Below are 14,776 nucleotides of genomic sequence, written 5' to 3'. Positions count from 1 at the left end.
AGGTCGTTCGTCCACGGGCGCTCCACCTTGACGCCGGCTCCGGGGCGCCGCCAGGCACACCACACGACGAGGAACAACAAACAATCACGAACTGGTGCTTGACCGGGGCTCCCGCCACAGATAAGTGCCGTTCGCGCGATCGGCGCTCGGGGTACGCGATGTCGTGCGCGCCCCCCAGCAGCTGATCACGACCGCGTTCGAGGCGCTCGCGAGGCTGCGCCACGCCCGCGCGTTCCACCCGCGAGGTGTCGTCGTCGACGGTCGCCTGCTGCTGACCGACCCGGGGTCGGCGACCGCCCGGGCCCTGGGCGGCCCCGCCGAACGGCCCGCGGTCGTGCGGATGTCGAAGGGCGCGGGCACGCCGGGCAACCTGCCCGATCTGCTCGGGATCGCCGCCCGCGTGCCCCTCGACGGGGACCGCGTGCTCGACCTGCTCTTCACGAGCGTCGGACGTGGCCGCGTCACGCACCTGCTGCTCGCGCCGTCGCGCGGCTGGACCAGCCACCCGTACAGCACGTTCCTGCACTACCGGGTCGACGGGCGGGCGATGCTCCTCACCCTCGATCCCGAGGAGCCCGTGCGCGTCCGCGGGACCGATCCGGACGCCGTTCGCACGGCCGTCGACGGCGGCACGGTCGCGTTCGCCCTCACCGAGCGACCCGTCACCGGACCGCCGCGGACGGCGGGGCGGCTCGTCCTCGGGCCGGTGCGCACCGACGTCCGGGTCTCGTTCGACCCCGTCCTGAACGCCCACCCGCGACTGCGCCCGGTCCGGCCGCTGAGCGGGGTGCGCCGCTGGGCATACACGGGCTCCCGCCGGGGCAGGCACGCCGACCGGGACGCGCTGCACGAGAGCCCGTAGGCCGCCCACGGGGCCGCCACGCTCTAGGGTGGTCGGCGATGCTCTCCCGCAGGCGGCTACTGACGATGGCGGGCACGGTCCCGCTGGCGGCCGCGGTGGCGTGCAGCGCCGAGGGCGACACCACCCTGGAACGCGCCCGCAATGCCGGGGTGCTGCGTGTCGGGCTGTCGGGCGAGCGGCCCTACGGCTACGTCGACTTCGACGGCGGCGTGACGGGCGCGCAGCCCGAGATGGCGCGCGCCGTGCTCGCCCGGCTCGGGGTGGGCGGGCTGGCCGCCGTGCAGGTCCCCTTCGACAGGCTGATCCCGGGCCTGCAGAGCGGCCAGTCCGACATGATCACCGCGGGCATGACGGTGACGCCGCGCCGCTGCACAGAGGTCGCGTTCAGCCGGCCCGACTTCCTGGCGCCGCCCGCGTTCCTGGTGCGCGAGGGGAACCCCCGCGAGATCGAGACGTTCGAGGACGTGGCCCGGTCCGACTCGCGGCTCGCCGTGCTCGACGGCTCGATCGAGCAGGAGTACGCGCAGGCGGCAGGCGTGCCGGAGGAGCAGTTGGTCACCGTCGACGACCAGCGGCTGCTCCTGCGCGTCGTCGCCGACGGTGACGCGACGGCCGGTGCGTTGACGGCGATCTCGCTCAGGGACGTGCTGAGCCGGAACCCGGGCGTCGGGCTGGAGGTCACCGAGCCCTTCCAGCCCTCGCTCGGCGGCCGGGTCCCGGTGCCCGCCGGTGCGTTCGCGGTGCGCAGCGGCGACACCGAGCTCCTGAATGCCTTCGACGAGGAGCTGGCGGCGCTCCACCGCTCCGGCGAATGGCTGCGGATCACCGAGCCGTTCGGTTTCACGCCCTCCAACCTGCCGCCGCCCGGGCTCACGACCGCCGAGCTCTGCAACCCCGGCTGAGATCAGCCCCGGTTCAGCACCGCCTTCAGGAACTCCTGGGTACGCGGGTGGTCGGGCGAGGTGAAGAGCTTGTCCGGCGGCGCATCCTCGATGACCTTGCCGCCGTCGAACATCATCACTCGGTGCGAGAAGTCCTGCGCGAAGTGCATCTCGTGGGTGACGCACAGGATCGTGATGTCGGTGGTCTCACCGATGTCGTGCAGCAGCGCGAGCACGCCCGCCACCAACTCCGGGTCCAGCGCCGACGTCACCTCGTCGAGCAGCAGCACGTCAGGCTGCATTGCCAGCGCCCGCGCGATCGCCACCCGCTGCTGCTGCCCACCGGACAGCCGCGACGGGTGCTCGTCGATCTTCTCCCCGAGCCCGACGAGGTCGAGCAGCTCCTTCGCGCGCGCGTTCGCCTCGTCCTTGGACAGGCCGAGCACCCGGGTGGGGGCCTCGATGAGGTTGCCGCGCACGGTCATGTTCGGGAACAGGTTGAACTGCTGGAACACCATCCCGATGCGCTTGCGCACCTCGCGGCTGTGCTTCTCGTCGGCGGGAAGGAGCTTCCCGCCCTTCTCCATGTGCGACAGGTAGCGCCCGCCCACGCTGATCGTGCCGGCGTTGACCTTCTCCAGGGTCATGAGCAGCCGCAGGATCGTGGTCTTGCCCGACCCGGACGGGCCGATCAGGGTGACGTGCTCGCCCGGAGCGACGGTGAAATCGAGGTCGGAGAGCACGACGTTGTCGCCGAACCGCTTCTCCACGCCGTCGAAGACGATCATGGGCTCAGATGGTGCCGACACGGCGCTCCAATCTCCGGACCAGCAGGGACGCCGGGTAGCTCAACGCCAGGAACAGCAACCCGGCGATCGTGTAGGGCTCGTCGTAGCTGAACGTCCGCCCGCCGGCCTCGCGTGCCCAGCCGACGATGTCCAGGAGCGTGATCGCGATGAGGATCGGCGTCTCCTTGAACATCGAGATCACGTAGTTGCCCAGCGCCGGGAGTACCCGCGGGATCGCCTGCGGCAGCACGACGCCGGTCCAGACCCGCGCCCGCGGCAGGCTCAGCGCGGTGGCGGCCTCCCACTGTCCTGGTGGCACGGCGTCGACGCCCGCCCGGTAGACGTCGGCGGTGTACGTGGCGTAGTGCAGGCCGAGCGCGATCACGCCGGTGACCATCGGCGGGATCACGATCCCGATGTCCGGCAGCACGAAGAACAGGAAGAACACCTGCACCAGCAGCGGTGTGCTGCGGACGAACTCGATGAGCCCCCGCACCACGATCGCGACGGGACGCGGGCCGCGCAGCAGCACGGCGAACACGAGCCCGAGGCTGAACGCCACCAACGACCCGAGCACGGTCAGCTGCAGGGTGAGCACCAGACCCTGCAGGAGCACCGGGAAGACCTCGAACGCGAAGGCCCAGTCCCACCCCATCACGCACCACCCACCGTGGTCGCCGCCAGCTTGCGGGCCCGTGCCGACGGGGTGCGGCCGACACGTGCGGCGGCCGCCGCCTCCAACAGCCGCATCACCACGGTGATCACCAGCGCCAGCAGCAAGTAGATCACCAGCACGACGATCCACACGAGCCACGACTGCGGCCCGAAGTTCGGGATGAGCCGCTGGTTCGCGAGGTTCGTGATCTCGTCGATGGCCACGAACGACAGCAGCGCCGTGCTCTTGAGCAGCTGGATGAACAGTGTGTTGAACGGCGGGATCATCTCGACCACGGCCTGCGGCAGGATCACGCGCCGCATCCGCTGGGCCGGGGTGAGGCTGAGTGCGATCGCACCCTCGTACTGCGCCTTCGGCACCGACTGCACGGCGCCCCGCACGATCTCCGCGCCGTAGGCGCCGTGGTTGAGCCCGAGCACGACGATGCCGGCCCAGATCGGCACGATCTGGAAGCCGACGAGCAGCGGCAGCGCGAAGAAGATCCAGAACAGCTGCACGACCTCGGACGTGCCGCGCAGCCCCTCCACGTAGATCCTGCTGATCACCCGCACGGTGCGCGACGGCGAGAGCAGCGCTAGCCCGGCGGCGAATGCCAGCACGATCGTCAGCGCGATGCCGCCGAGCGTGGCGAACACCGTGATGGGTATCCCCGGGGCCAGCACCCGCAGGAAGGTGCCGATGTCCTCGAACACGGTCAGGCCGAGCAGAGCTGCTCGGTGGTCAGGCCCTCGGCGGGCAGGTTGTCCTCGGAGAAGCCGAACGGCGACGCGATCTCCACCCAGCGGCCGCTCTCGTGCAGCGCGGCCAACTCGGTGTTGAACGCCTCGCGCAGGTCGTTGTCGGCCTGCCGGAACACGAACCCACCGGCCGAGACGATCTCCTCGCCGTTGACCACGGGCCGGAAGCCGTCGGTGACCTCGGCTGCGGCGTCCGGGTTGAGCTCGTTGACGAGCCAGTTGAGCGAGATGTCGGTGAGCGCGGCGCAGTAGACGCGGCCGTCGGTGACGGCCTGCAGCAGCGCGTTCTGCGTCTCGAACACCTGGATGTTTCCGGTCTGCACCCCGGCGGCCTCGGCGTAGTCCTGCTCGACGGCGGCACCGAGCACGGCGAGCTGCAGGTTCTTGGTCGCCACGTCCTCGAAGGTCGCCACCTGCTCCGGGTTGCCCGGCGGCACGAGGAACGCGGTGAGCGCGGAGTAGTCGGGGATGGAGAACGCCGCCTGCCCGCACCGCTCCGGGGTGATGTTCATGCCCGCGCACACCATGTCGTAGCGGTTGGCGTTGAGCGACGGGATGAGCGCGCTGAACTCGACCTGCTGGGCGTTGATCTCGGGGATACCGAGTGCCTCCATGACGGCGCGGGCCACCTCAGGAGCCTCTCCGGTGACCGTGCCGTCCGGCGTGGTGAAGCCGTAGGGTTGTTCGCCGGCGATGCCGATGTTGATCGTGCCGGCCTGCCGGGCGCGCTCCAGGGTTCCCGCTGCTCCACCCTCGCCGCCACCACCCCCCGCCTGCGGCACCTGCTGGCAGGCCCCCAGCACCGTCGCGCCACCGAGCGCCACCGCTCCGGCCGCTGCGGTCCTGCGGAGGAAGTCGCGCCGACTCCAAGGTTGCTGCCTCATGGCTGTCCTTCCGATCGAGCGGGTCGTCCGGCAATCGAACGTAGGTGAACCCGTTCGGACGGATCAGGAAATGGGTACGCCGCCGGCGACTCGTTACGTGACCGCAATGCGCAATCGAATCGGTCGTGAGTTTCACCCGTTGGGCCGCCATGAGGACCTCGGCAACCGGGTACTCGTTGTCGTTTTCCTGTCGGCCCCACCGGCCCGGCAGACGGTCCGGGCGCGCAGTCGGGGCGGGGATGCGTCAGGATCTGGGGCATGTTGCGGATCGGCGGGCTGCCCGTGTGGATCGGACCATCCGAGTTCGTCGCCGGTGCACGAGCGGTGATGGGCTGGACCGACGATGCCGTCGAGGTCGTGTCCGGGCTCCCCCAGCGCGTCGCCGGGCTGCTCGACGACGCCGATGCCATCGTCGGCCGGATCACCGCCGTCGCCGGGCGGGCCGAGACGCTCGTCGACCGCGCCGACGTCATCGTCGACTCGATCGACCAGGTGCTCGTCGGCGTGCGCACCGCCGTGGCGAGGGTGGACGAGGTCCTGCTCGACGCCGACGCGTTGGTCCGCAAGATCGATCCGCTGCTGGCCGAGGTCCGCACCGTGGCCGACGGCGCCACCGCCCTCATCACCCGGGCGGGCACCGTGGCCGACGGGGCCGCCGGGATCATGGCCCGCGTCGACGTGGTCGCCGACGGCGCGGCCGGTCTGGTGGCGCGCGCCGACACGGTGGCCGTGGACGCCGCCGGACTCGTCGCCCGCGCCGACGGAGTGGCCGAGGGCGCGGCGGTGCTCGTCACGAAGGCGGGGAAGGTCGCCGACGAGGCGTCCGTGGTGGTGACGGGTGCGGGCGTCGTCGCCGCGGACGCCCGCACCATCGTCGCCACGGCGGGCGGCGTCGCCGACAGCGCGGGCGGTGTGCTCGAGAAGGCCACCAGCGTGGCCGACCGCGCCGGCACCGTCGTGGAGCAGGCCGCGGGCGCCGCAGGGGACGCCGCCGAGCTGCTCGCCCTCTACCAGCCCATCGCGCGGCAGGCCGCGCCGCTGGCCGAACGGTTCGTCACCGAGCTGTCCGAGGAGGAGGTGCAGGCCGCCATCCACCTCATCGACCAGCTCCCCGTGCTGTCCGACCGCATGCAGAAGGACATCATGCCGATCCTCGCCACCCTCGACCGCGTCGGACCGGACGTCCACGAGCTGCTGGAGCAGCTCAAGGAGGTCCGGCAGGCGATCCAGGGCATCCCGGGGTTCGGCTTCTTCCGCCGCCGCGGGGAGCGGGAGGACGCGGAGGAGAACGGCCAGTGACTCAGGTGTCCGCGTGCGCGGCCAGCACCAGGCCGACGACCTCGTCCATCATCGCCGTGAGCTGGTAGTCCTTCGGGGTGAAGACCGCGGCGACCCCGCGCTCGCGCAACACGGCGGCGTCCTCGGGCGGGATGATGCCGCCCACCACGACCGGGACGTCGTCGGCGCCCGCCGCGCGCAGCCCGTCCACGACCGCGGGCACGACCTCCAGGTGCGACCCGGACAGCACCGACAGCCCGACGACGTGGACGCCCTCCTGCACCGCGGCCGCCACGATCTGCGCCGGGGTGAGCCGGATGCCCTGGTAGATCACCTCGAACCCGACGTCGCGGGCGCGCACCGCCACCTGCTCGGCGCCGTTGGAGTGCCCGTCGAGCCCGGGCTTGCCCACCAGCATCCGCAGCCGTGACCCGAGCTTCTCGCCCGCCGCCTGCACGCGCTCCCGGAGCGCGGCGATCTCACCCGCCACGCTGCCGGAGACGGCCGCCGAGACGCCCGTCGGCGCCCGGAACTCGCCGAAGACCTCGCGCAGCGCACCGGCCCACTCCCCGGTGGTGACGCCCGCCTTCGCGCAGGCGATCGACGCCTCCATCAGGTTCTCGTCGGTCTTGGCCGCATCGCGCAGGCGGGTGAGCGCCGCCTCGACCGCGCCGGCGTCGCGCGCGACGCGCCACGCCCGCACGGCCTCGATCGCGGCGGCCTCGGTGGCCAGGTCGACCGTCTCGATGGATGCCGCTCCCTCGGCCTGCAGCGGGCTCGGCTCGGTGGTCTCGAAGCGGTTGACCCCAACCACCACCTCCTCGCCCGACTCGATCCGCCGCCGCCGCTCGGCCAGCGACGACACCAGCTGCCCCTTCATGTAGCCGGACTCGACGGCCGCGACCGCTCCGCCCATCTCCTGCACGCGGTCGATCTCGGCACGGGCGCCCGCGACGAGCTCCGCGACCTTGGCCTCGACGACGCGGCTGCCGTCGAACAGGTCCTCGTACTCGAGCAGGTCGGTCTCGTAGGCGAGCACCTGCTGCATCCGCAGCGCCCACTGCTGGTCCCACGGCCGGGGCAGGCCGAGCGCCTCGTTCCAGGCCGGCAGCTGGATGGCCCGGGCGCGGGCGTCCTTCGAGAGCGTGACGGCCAGCATCTCCAGGACGATGCGCTGCACGTTGTTCTCCGGCTGCGCCTCGGTGAGCCCCAGCGAGTTGACCTGCACGCCGTAGCGCAGGCGCCGCTGCTTGGGGTCCGCCACCCCGTAGCGCTCCCGGGTGATCTCGTCCCAGAGCTGCCCGAGGGCGCGCATCTTGCACATCTCCTCGACGAACCGCAGCCCGGCGTTGACGAAGAAGGAGATCCGGCCGACGACGTCGCCGAAGCGCTCGGCGGACACCTGGCCGGAGTCGCGCACCGAGTCGAGCACCGCGATCGCCGTGGACAGCGCGTAGGCCAGCTCCTGTTCCGGCGTGGCGCCCGCCTCCTGCAGGTGATAGCTGCAGATGTTGATCGGGTTCCACTTGGGGACGTTCGTGACCGACCACGCGACCATGTCGGTGATGAGCCGCATGCTCGGCGCGGGCGGGAAGACGTACGTCCCGCGCGAGAGGTACTCCTTGACGATGTCGTTCTGCGTGGTGCCGGCGAGGGTGGCGCGCGGCGCCTCGTGCTCGTCGGCCACCGCGACATAGAGCGCCAGCAGCCACATGGCGGGCGCGTTGATCGTCATCGAGGTGTTGGCCTCGGCCATCGGGATGCCGTCGAACAGCGCCCGCATGTCCCCGATGTGGCTCACCGGCACGCCGACCTTGCCCACCTCTCCCTTGGCGAGCTCGTCGTCGGGGTCGTAGCCGGTCTGCGTGGGAAGGTCGAACGCGACGGAGAGCCCGGTCTGCCCCTTGGCCAGGTTGCGCCGGTACAGAGCGTTCGACTTCTCCGCGGACGAGTGCCCGGCATAGGTCCGGATCACCCAGGGACGGTCTCGCTCACGGTCGGTCGGGTACGGCACCGGACACCTCCGCATCGTGGGTCGATCGATCCTACTGGCGCGTAGCCACCCCCTTCGGAGCGAACGGAGCGCAGGTCACACTTCGGATCGATTCAGGTCGCCCCGCCGGTGGGCGGTGCGGCGAGAATGGGGGCATGGCCGACCCGGTCACCGGACTCCTCGCACTCCTCGGCGCCCTCCTCGCGATGGGCGGGCTGCTGCTCGCGCTGCGCTGGACGTTCGGCACGGGCCGCAACCTGCCGGCCCCGCACCTGCCCGACCCGGACGACCCGACCGGCGACGGGCTCCTCGAGGAGGTCTGCCGGACGCCGGCCGGGGTCGCTGCGCAGGACATACGCGCGCGGCTCGCGGCGGCCGGCGTGCGCGCCACTGTCGGTGCGGCGGAGGGCGGCCACCCGGTGCTGGTGTTCCGCCACGACCTCGCCACCGCCCGCCTCGTCCTGCACGCCGACGGTGTGGACTGACCCGCCACCCGCGTGTCGGGGGGTGGGAGCGCGCGAGTCGGGGCCTCGGCGCGCACCGGAACCGCCCGACTCGCGCACCCGAACACCCCGACTCGCGGAGGACAGGCCGGATCTTTCCGCGAGTCGGGCAGTAAGTGCGCGCGAGTCGGGGTCTGCGTGCGTCGCTACAGGCGGTGGTACCGGGCGTCGAAGAGGCAGAAGACGCCGTAGGCGGCGAGCCCGAGCGCGACCGCGATCAGCAGGTACGGCCCGAACGGCTGCCCGGCGAGGGTCTTGAGGGCCACGTCGAGGCCGGCCGCCTCCTCGGGCCGGAACCGGATCGCGGCCACCACGACCAGCACGCCGATCAGCGCGATCGCCGCCCCCTTCGCGATGAACCCGACCTGTCCCGTGCGCACAGCCGCCTCGCGGGCGGTTCGGTCGGACGGCAGGTCCATGTCCCGGCGGAACTTCTGCTGCACGCCCTCGATCGCCTTGATCACACCCGCGACGACGATCGCCACCCCGACCGCACCCACGATGAACTGCCCGCCGGGCAGGCCGAGCACCCCGGCGGTGGCGCCCTGCTGTCCGCCGCCACCGCCCCCGCCCATGGCCGTCCGCGCCGCGAGCACGGCGAGCACCACGAAGATGACGGCCTTGCCGCCGCTGACCGCGCGCCTGCGGGCCTTCCTGGCGCCGTCCGACTCGTAGGCGTAGCCCCAGATCGCCTGCTCCAGCCGCCACAGCGCGACGGCGACGAAGCCCACCACCAGCACCCACAGCAGCACCTGTCCGAAGGGCTGCTGCGCCAGCGCCTGGAACGCCCCGCTCTGGTCCGCCTGCTCGCCGCGGTCGCCGAACGCGATCTGCAGGGCCAGCCCGGCGATCAGCAGGTGCGTGACCCCGTAGGCAAGGATCCCGACGCGGGCACCGATCTGGACCGGCCGGCTCCGCGCGGCCTGGCGGGCGGACTGCTCGGCGGAACGCGACATCGGGGCCTCCCTCAGGGTGCCGGGAGCGTCGCACGCCGGATCGAGATCCGCAGCCGCTGCTGCTCCGACCGGCCCAAGCCCACCGTCAGGAAAGCCACGTTCCTGTCGCTGGGTGGCAGGAACGTGGCTTTTCTGCCACTTCCGACGGGCGCACCACCTCCGGCTCGGCGGCTGCCCTCCGCCGCTTCCGCACCGCCCGCAGCAGCAGCACCCCCGCCACCGCCACGACGACGAAGCCCGTGACCGTCGGCCCGACGAGGTGCGCGGCATGCCGTACCGCCACCGACGCGGCGCTGCCCAGCCCCACGTAGACCAGGCCCCACACGACCGCCCCCAGCGCGGTGCAGCGCGCGAACCGGCCCATCGGCATGCGCAGCGTCCCCGCCAGCACCGGCACCAGCGAGTGCACCACCGCGAGGAACCGAGAGCCGACGATCGCCCGGCCCGTGCCACCGCTCAACAGCGCCTCGGCCCGCACCCAGTTCGGCTCACCGATCTTCCGGCCCGCCCGGCTGTGCCGGATCCGGCTGCCGAACCGCCTCCCGAGCAGGTATCCGCCGGTCTGCCCCACCAGGCTCGCCCCAGCGGCGACGCCGGCGAGCGCCGCGTACTCGCCCGCGCTGCCGACGGTCGTGGCCGCCGCCAGCAGCACCACCTCGCCCGGCGTCACGAGCCCGACCAGCACGGTCGTCTCCAGGACGAGCATCACCCCGACCGCGGCGTAGAGCTGCCCGGCGGGCACCGCGTCGAGGAACGCGAAGAACGAGGCCAGCCCGTCGGAGATCATGCTTCCACCCTGGCCGCGGGCACCGCGCGTGCCCATCCGGCCATCCGGCCGGCCGTGGTGGGGCTATCCCCCGTGCCTCCCGCCGCCCCGTTGCAGCAAAGCCACCTTCCTGCAACGTCGCTGCGGCAAAGTGGCTTTGCTGCAATCCGCGGGGCACCTCAACGCTGCGGCTCCGTGCTCACGCGCTCGATGTCCGCGCCGAGGGCGCACAGGTTCTCGACGAAGCGCGGGTAGCCGCGGTCGATGTGCTCGACGTCCCAGACCTCGGTCTCCCCGTCGGCGCACAACCCGGCGAGCACCAGCCCGGCCCCGGCGCGGATGTCGCTGGCCCAGACCGGGGCGCTGGAGAGCTGCTCGACGCCGCGGACCACGGCGTGGTGCCCGTCGGTGCGCGCGTCCGCACCCAGCCGCATCATCTCCTCGACGAACCGGAACCGCGCCTCGAAGACGTTCTCGGTGATCATCGACGTGCCTTCGGCCACCGCGGAGAGCGCGATCGCCATCGGCTGCAGGTCGGTGGCGAAACCGGGGTAGGGCAGCGTCACGAAGTCGACGGCGCACGGTCGGCCCTCCATCGTCACGGTGAACTCGTCGGTGCCGATGGCGATGTCGGCCCCTGCGGTGCGCAGCTTGTCGAGCACGAGGTCCAGGTGGTGCGGGTCGACGCCGCGCACGGTGACCTGGCCGCGGGTCATCGCCGCCGCGAACGCCCACGTGGCGCCGACGATCCGGTCTCCGATCACGCGGTGCCGGGTGGGCTGCAGACCGCTGACTCCGTGCACCGTGAGGGTCGAACTGCCGACGCCGTCGATCTTGGCGCCCATCTGCTGCAACATCGTGCAGAGGTCGACGATCTCCGGTTCGCGCGCCGCGTTGTCGATCACGGTGGTGCCGTCGGCGAGCACGGCGGCCATGAGGATGTTCTCCGTGGCGCCGACGCTCGGGAAGTCGAGCCAGATCTGGGCACCGCGCAGCTCGTCGGCCTGCGCGACGACCCGCCCGTGCTCGATCTCCGTGGTGGCCCCCAGCTTGCGCAGACCCGCCTGGTGCATGTCGAGCGGACGCGAGCCGATGGCGTCCCCGCCGGGCAGCGGGACGACCGCGCGCCGGCACCGCGCCACCAGCGGCCCCAGCACGCACACGGACGCACGCAACCGGGAGACCGAGCGGTAGTCGGCCTGCGCGCCCGGCTCGGCCGGGACGTCGATGGTGACGGTGTCGTGGTCGACCTCGACCGTGCAGCCGAGGCTGCGCAGCACGTCGGCCATCAGCGGGACGTCGAGGATCTCGGGACAGTTGGTGATCGTGGTCGTGCCCTCGGCCAGCAGCGCCGCCGCCATCAGCTTCAGCACGCTGTTCTTCGCACCGACCACGTCGACGGCGCCCATCAGCCGGGCGCCGCCCCGGACCGCGAAATGCTCTGCCACGGGCGCCGACGTTATCCGGTTGCCCGTACAGCTACTTCGGCGGCTGCGTCAGCCCGTCCCACGCGGCCATCGCGCAGTCCACCACGGCGGACAGCTCCGCGCGGCCTGCCCCGTCCCGCGCCTGGAGCGACAGCCCGAAGTGCACGGAGCTGAGGTAGGCGGCCAACGCGGCGATGTCGGCGCCGGGGGGCACGTCTCCCTCGGCCTGGCCGCGGGCGAGCCGGTCCCGGACGGCCGCGGTCGAGGCCCGCCGCTGCTCGGCGAGGAAGTCCCGGATCCCCGCGGTGCTCGGGGTGTAGGTGGTGGCGGCCAGGACGATCATGCAGCCGGCCGGTTTGTCCGGCTCCGTGTACGCGACGACGTGGGTGCGGAACATCGCCTCGACGCCCGCACGGGCGGTCGGCGCCCCGTGCAGCGCCGCCAGGGCCGGTGCGCCCTCGATGTCCTCGTAGAGCGCGACGGCCTCCCGGAACAGCGCCTCCTTGCTCCCGAAGGCGGCGTAGAGGCTGGGCGGGCGGATGCCCATGGCAGCGGTCAGGTCACCGATCGACGTGCCCTCGTAGCCGTGCTCCCAGAACCTCTCCATCGCACGACGCAGCGCCACGTCGCGGTCGAAGCCACGAGGACGTCCACGTTCGGCCATGCCGGACCCTTTCTGTAGCGCTCCCTAAACATACCTCTTGACGCCGGGCGGCGTCCCGACCATTCTCTGTAGCGATCGCTACAGAAAGGGAGCACGATGAGTGATCTGACCGGGCGCGTGGCGCTGGTGACCGGCGGGAGCCGCGGGATCGGGGCGGCCCCCGCCCTGCGGCTGGCACGGGAGGGCGCCGACGTCGCCATCACCTACCGGACGGCCGACGACGAGGCGGCGAAGGTCGTCAGGGGCATCGAGGAGGCCGGCGGGCGCGGGCTCGCCCTGCGGGCCGACAGCGCCGACCCCACCGCCGTCGCGGGGGCCGTCGACACCGCCGCAGCCCGGCTGGGGCGGCTCGACGTCCTGGTCAACAATGCCGGGGTCTTCCCGTTCGGCCCCTTCGAGCAGGTCGACGCCGCTGAGCTGGACCGCACGCTTGCCATCCACGTCCGGTCGGTGTTCGTCGCGGCCCAGGCGGCCTCGCGGCACCTCGGGGCGGGCGGCCGGATCATCAGCATCGGCAGCAACCTGGCCGAACGGGTGGCCCATCCCGGGGTCGCGCTCTACGCGATGACGAAGTCCGCGCTGACCGGCTTCACCCGCGCGCTCGCCCGCAAGCTCGGGCCGCGCGGCATCACCGTCAACGTCGTGCAGCCCGGCTCCACCGACACCGACATGAACCCGGCCGACGGCGCCGGCGCCGATGAGCAGCGGGCCCTGACCGCGCTGGGCCGGTTCCAGACCGCCGACGACGTCGCCGCGACCGTGGCCCACCTCGCGGGCGACGGTGGGCGCACCATCACCGGCGCATCCCTCCTGGTCGACTCGGGCGCGAACGCCTGACCGGCCGGCGGCCTAGGCTGACGCCATGGCCGTGCACCTGACCAGGATCTACACCAAGACCGGCGACGACGGCACCACCGCGCTCGGCGACTTCAGCCGCGTCCGCAAGACCGACGTCCGGCTCGCGGCCTACGCCGACACCGACGAGTGCAACGCGGCGATCGGCGTGGCGGTCACGGTGGGCGGCCTGGCCGAGGAGGTGCTCGTCCCGCTGCGGCACGTGCAGAACGACCTGTTCGACGTGGGCGCGGACCTCTGCGCGCCCATCGTCGAGAATCCGGAGTACCCGCCGCTGCGGGTGACCGAGGAGTACGTGACGCGGCTCGAGGGCTGGTGCGACGAGTTCAACGAGGGCCTGCCGAAGCTCGACTCGTTCATCCTGCCCGGCGGCACGCCCGGCGGGGCCTACCTGCACGTGGCCCGGACCGTCGCCCGGCGGGCCGAGCGGTCGGTCTGGGCACTGCTGGAGACCGACGCCGAACGCACCAACCCGCTGACGGCGAAGTACCTCAACCGCCTCTCGGATCTGCTGTTCATCCTCGGCCGGGTGGCGAACCCGGACGGCGACGTGCTCTGGCGCCCCGGCGGCCCCCGGCGCTGATTGCAGCAAGGTGGCTCTACTGCGACAACACCGCAGCAAAGCCACCTTGCTGCGACTTCCCGCGGGCGCGCCGCGTCAGGAGGCCTGGCGGTAGCCCGTGCGGCCGGGAGGTGCCGACTCCAGCCACGACTGGAAGCCGGTGAGCACACCGGGGCCCATCGCCAGCTCCAGCTCCACGCCCTGCACCCGGCACCGCAGCACCGACGCCGCGGGCGGGATCACGTACGCCTCGGCCCCGTCCGGGGTGCGCCGGTCGACGATCTCCAGATCCATCCGATCCACCACGACGCTGGGTCCGGGCCGCAGCGACGTCAGGCGGAACCACGCCAGCTCGTTGCCCCGGTACCGGGCGACGCCGAAGTGCCAGCCCGCGGCGGCGTCCCGGGACTGAACCCGGGAACCGGCAGCGGGGCGGCGGCGCAGACACACGTCCACGCCGCCGCCCCGCATGAGTCGTACACGCCGGAAGGCGAGATAGCCGAGGCAGAGACAGGCGGCAAGCAGCAGGATGCTGACGACGACCGCCGTTGCCTCCACCGCGGCCCCAGTTACTCCGCCGCGCCGGCTGCTCTCAGGCGCGCGTTGGCGCGCGCAGCGGCCGCACGTCCCTCGGGCTCGGACGTGTCGGCCCGGTCGCGCGCGGAGCGGGCGCGCGACACGTCGATCTCGTCGGCGAGCTCGGCGAACTCGGCCAGCACCGTGACGGTGTCGGGCGTGATCGACAGGAACCCACCGTGCACCGCCAGCGTGGTGGAGGTGCCGTCGGTGCCGTCGACGCGCACGACGCCGGCTTCCTCGAGCTGCGCGAGCGTGGCCTCGTGACCGGGCAGCACCCCGATCTCGCCCACGGTGGTGCGGGCGAGGACGAAGCTGGCCTGTCCCGACCAGATCCGCCGCTCGACCGCGACCAGCTCGACCGTCAT

17 protein-coding genes are annotated in these 14,776 nt (G+C 72.4%); 6 read left to right on the top strand and 11 right to left on the bottom strand.

Annotated features, from left to right (window positions below):
* Positions 1 to 163 precede the first annotated feature (163 nt).
* Together KME75_RS18880 and ehuB (KME75_RS18875) are read left to right on the top strand one after the other, a co-directional pair.
* Complete coding sequence (locus tag KME75_RS18880) at positions 164 to 862, top strand: hypothetical protein (protein ID WP_219416174.1); 699 nt, start codon at positions 164 to 166, stop codon at positions 860 to 862.
* 38 nt (positions 863 to 900) lie between these two features.
* Positions 901 to 1,764 carry an ectoine/hydroxyectoine ABC transporter substrate-binding protein EhuB gene (gene ehuB, locus KME75_RS18875; protein ID WP_246632374.1) on the top strand — a complete coding sequence of 288 codons (864 nt, stop codon included), beginning with the start codon at positions 901 to 903 and terminating at the stop codon, positions 1,762 to 1,764.
* Between the two features lie 2 nt (positions 1,765 to 1,766).
* On the opposite strand, the gene ehuA is transcribed toward ehuB (KME75_RS18875), so the two are convergent.
* The 4 genes from ehuA to ehuB (KME75_RS18855) are packed head-to-tail and all read right to left on the bottom strand — an operon-like array spanning position 1,767 to position 4,828.
* Positions 1,767 to 2,531, bottom strand: a complete 765-nt coding sequence (gene ehuA / locus KME75_RS18870; RefSeq protein WP_219416173.1) for an ectoine/hydroxyectoine ABC transporter ATP-binding protein EhuA — start codon at positions 2,529 to 2,531, stop codon at positions 1,767 to 1,769.
* A gap of 4 nt (positions 2,532 to 2,535) precedes the next feature.
* Positions 2,536 to 3,186 carry an ectoine/hydroxyectoine ABC transporter permease subunit EhuD gene (gene ehuD, locus KME75_RS18865; RefSeq protein ID WP_219416175.1) on the bottom strand — a complete coding sequence of 217 codons (651 nt, stop codon included), beginning with the start codon at positions 3,184 to 3,186 and terminating at the stop codon, positions 2,536 to 2,538.
* Positions 3,186 to 3,899: an amino acid ABC transporter permease gene (locus tag KME75_RS18860; protein ID WP_219416172.1), complete on the bottom strand. Its 714-nt coding sequence runs from the start codon at positions 3,897 to 3,899 to the stop codon at positions 3,186 to 3,188. Before KME75_RS18860 ends, ehuD begins: the two co-directional genes overlap by 1 nt.
* Positions 3,900 to 3,901: 2 nt before the next feature.
* Positions 3,902 to 4,828 carry an ectoine/hydroxyectoine ABC transporter substrate-binding protein EhuB gene (ehuB, locus tag KME75_RS18855; RefSeq protein WP_219416171.1) on the bottom strand — a complete coding sequence of 309 codons (927 nt, stop codon included), beginning with the start codon at positions 4,826 to 4,828 and terminating at the stop codon, positions 3,902 to 3,904.
* A 258-nt stretch (positions 4,829 to 5,086) separates the two neighbouring features.
* Here ehuB (KME75_RS18855) and KME75_RS18850 point away from each other — a divergent pair, with 258 nt between their 5' ends.
* Entirely contained in the window at positions 5,087 to 6,127 is a 1,041-nt protein-coding gene (locus tag KME75_RS18850; RefSeq protein WP_219416170.1) for a hypothetical protein, read from the top strand.
* 1 nt (position 6,128) lies between these two features.
* Here the strand turns inward: KME75_RS18850 and KME75_RS18845 are convergent, their stop codons facing one another.
* A complete protein-coding gene (locus KME75_RS18845) occupies positions 6,129 to 8,120 on the bottom strand; it encodes an ethylmalonyl-CoA mutase (protein WP_219416169.1) in 1,992 nt (663 codons plus the stop codon).
* Between the two features lie 134 nt (positions 8,121 to 8,254).
* Between KME75_RS18845 and KME75_RS18840 the strand changes: the two genes are divergently transcribed.
* Entirely contained in the window at positions 8,255 to 8,584 is a 330-nt protein-coding gene (locus KME75_RS18840; protein ID WP_219416168.1) for a hypothetical protein, read from the top strand.
* A gap of 164 nt (positions 8,585 to 8,748) precedes the next feature.
* On the opposite strand, the gene KME75_RS18835 is transcribed toward KME75_RS18840, so the two are convergent.
* The 4 genes from KME75_RS18835 to KME75_RS18820 form a co-directional block, all read right to left on the bottom strand.
* On the bottom strand, positions 8,749 to 9,558 hold the full coding sequence (locus tag KME75_RS18835) for a DUF1206 domain-containing protein (protein ID WP_219416167.1): 810 nt from the start codon (positions 9,556 to 9,558) through the stop codon (positions 8,749 to 8,751).
* An 85-nt stretch (positions 9,559 to 9,643) separates the two neighbouring features.
* Complete coding sequence (locus KME75_RS18830) at positions 9,644 to 10,345, bottom strand: DedA family protein (RefSeq protein ID WP_219416166.1); 702 nt, start codon at positions 10,343 to 10,345, stop codon at positions 9,644 to 9,646.
* A 158-nt stretch (positions 10,346 to 10,503) separates the two neighbouring features.
* Positions 10,504 to 11,772 carry a UDP-N-acetylglucosamine 1-carboxyvinyltransferase gene (gene murA / locus KME75_RS18825; protein ID WP_219416163.1) on the bottom strand — a complete coding sequence of 423 codons (1,269 nt, stop codon included), beginning with the start codon at positions 11,770 to 11,772 and terminating at the stop codon, positions 10,504 to 10,506.
* Positions 11,773 to 11,803: 31 nt separating this feature from the next.
* Positions 11,804 to 12,415: a TetR/AcrR family transcriptional regulator gene (locus KME75_RS18820; RefSeq protein WP_219416161.1), complete on the bottom strand. Its 612-nt coding sequence runs from the start codon at positions 12,413 to 12,415 to the stop codon at positions 11,804 to 11,806.
* Between the two features lie 96 nt (positions 12,416 to 12,511).
* Between KME75_RS18820 and KME75_RS18815 the strand changes: the two genes are divergently transcribed.
* Both KME75_RS18815 and KME75_RS18810 read left to right on the top strand, forming a co-directional pair.
* A complete protein-coding gene (locus KME75_RS18815; protein ID WP_219416159.1) occupies positions 12,512 to 13,252 on the top strand; it encodes an SDR family NAD(P)-dependent oxidoreductase in 741 nt (246 codons plus the stop codon).
* Between the two features lie 25 nt (positions 13,253 to 13,277).
* The gene (locus tag KME75_RS18810) at positions 13,278 to 13,853 is read left to right on the top strand and encodes a cob(I)yrinic acid a,c-diamide adenosyltransferase (RefSeq protein WP_219416158.1); all 576 of its coding nucleotides are present in this window, start codon (positions 13,278 to 13,280) and stop codon (positions 13,851 to 13,853) included.
* 75 nt (positions 13,854 to 13,928) lie between these two features.
* Here KME75_RS18810 and KME75_RS18805 read toward each other — a convergent pair whose 3' ends face one another.
* Together KME75_RS18805 and KME75_RS18800 are read right to left on the bottom strand one after the other, a co-directional pair.
* Positions 13,929 to 14,390, bottom strand: a complete 462-nt coding sequence (locus KME75_RS18805; RefSeq protein ID WP_219416157.1) for a DUF2550 domain-containing protein — start codon at positions 14,388 to 14,390, stop codon at positions 13,929 to 13,931.
* An 11-nt stretch (positions 14,391 to 14,401) separates the two neighbouring features.
* Positions 14,402 to 14,776, bottom strand: a complete 375-nt coding sequence (locus KME75_RS18800) for a F0F1 ATP synthase subunit epsilon (protein WP_219416156.1) — start codon at positions 14,774 to 14,776, stop codon at positions 14,402 to 14,404.

Source organism: Pseudonocardia nigra (assembly GCF_019396355.1).
GTDB classification, from domain to species: Bacteria; Actinomycetota; Actinomycetes; order Mycobacteriales; family Pseudonocardiaceae; genus Pseudonocardia; species Pseudonocardia nigra.
This window is presented reverse-complemented; position numbering and strand designations above follow the sequence as displayed.

Excerpts from the sequence above, each read along its gene's own strand:
- KME75_RS18800 (WP_219416156.1), bottom strand. The coding sequence starts at position 14,776 with ATGACGGTCGAGCTGGTCGCGGTCGAGCGGCGGATCTGGTCGGGACAG.
- ehuB (WP_219416171.1), bottom strand. The coding sequence starts at position 4,828 with ATGAGGCAGCAACCTTGGAGTCGGCGCGACTTCCTCCGCAGGACCGCA.
- KME75_RS18850 (WP_219416170.1), top strand. The coding sequence starts at position 5,087 with ATGTTGCGGATCGGCGGGCTGCCCGTGTGGATCGGACCATCCGAGTTC.
- ehuA (WP_219416173.1), bottom strand. The coding sequence starts at position 2,531 with ATGATCGTCTTCGACGGCGTGGAGAAGCGGTTCGGCGACAACGTCGTG.
- KME75_RS18835 (WP_219416167.1), bottom strand. The coding sequence starts at position 9,558 with ATGTCGCGTTCCGCCGAGCAGTCCGCCCGCCAGGCCGCGCGGAGCCGG.
- KME75_RS18840 (WP_219416168.1), top strand. The coding sequence starts at position 8,255 with ATGGCCGACCCGGTCACCGGACTCCTCGCACTCCTCGGCGCCCTCCTC.
- ehuB (WP_246632374.1), top strand. The coding sequence starts at position 901 with ATGCTCTCCCGCAGGCGGCTACTGACGATGGCGGGCACGGTCCCGCTG.
- KME75_RS18820 (WP_219416161.1), bottom strand. The coding sequence starts at position 12,415 with ATGGCCGAACGTGGACGTCCTCGTGGCTTCGACCGCGACGTGGCGCTG.
- KME75_RS18810 (WP_219416158.1), top strand. The coding sequence starts at position 13,278 with ATGGCCGTGCACCTGACCAGGATCTACACCAAGACCGGCGACGACGGC.
- KME75_RS18815 (WP_219416159.1), top strand. The coding sequence starts at position 12,512 with ATGAGTGATCTGACCGGGCGCGTGGCGCTGGTGACCGGCGGGAGCCGC.
- ehuD (WP_219416175.1), bottom strand. The coding sequence starts at position 3,186 with ATGGGGTGGGACTGGGCCTTCGCGTTCGAGGTCTTCCCGGTGCTCCTG.
- KME75_RS18830 (WP_219416166.1), bottom strand. The coding sequence starts at position 10,345 with ATGATCTCCGACGGGCTGGCCTCGTTCTTCGCGTTCCTCGACGCGGTG.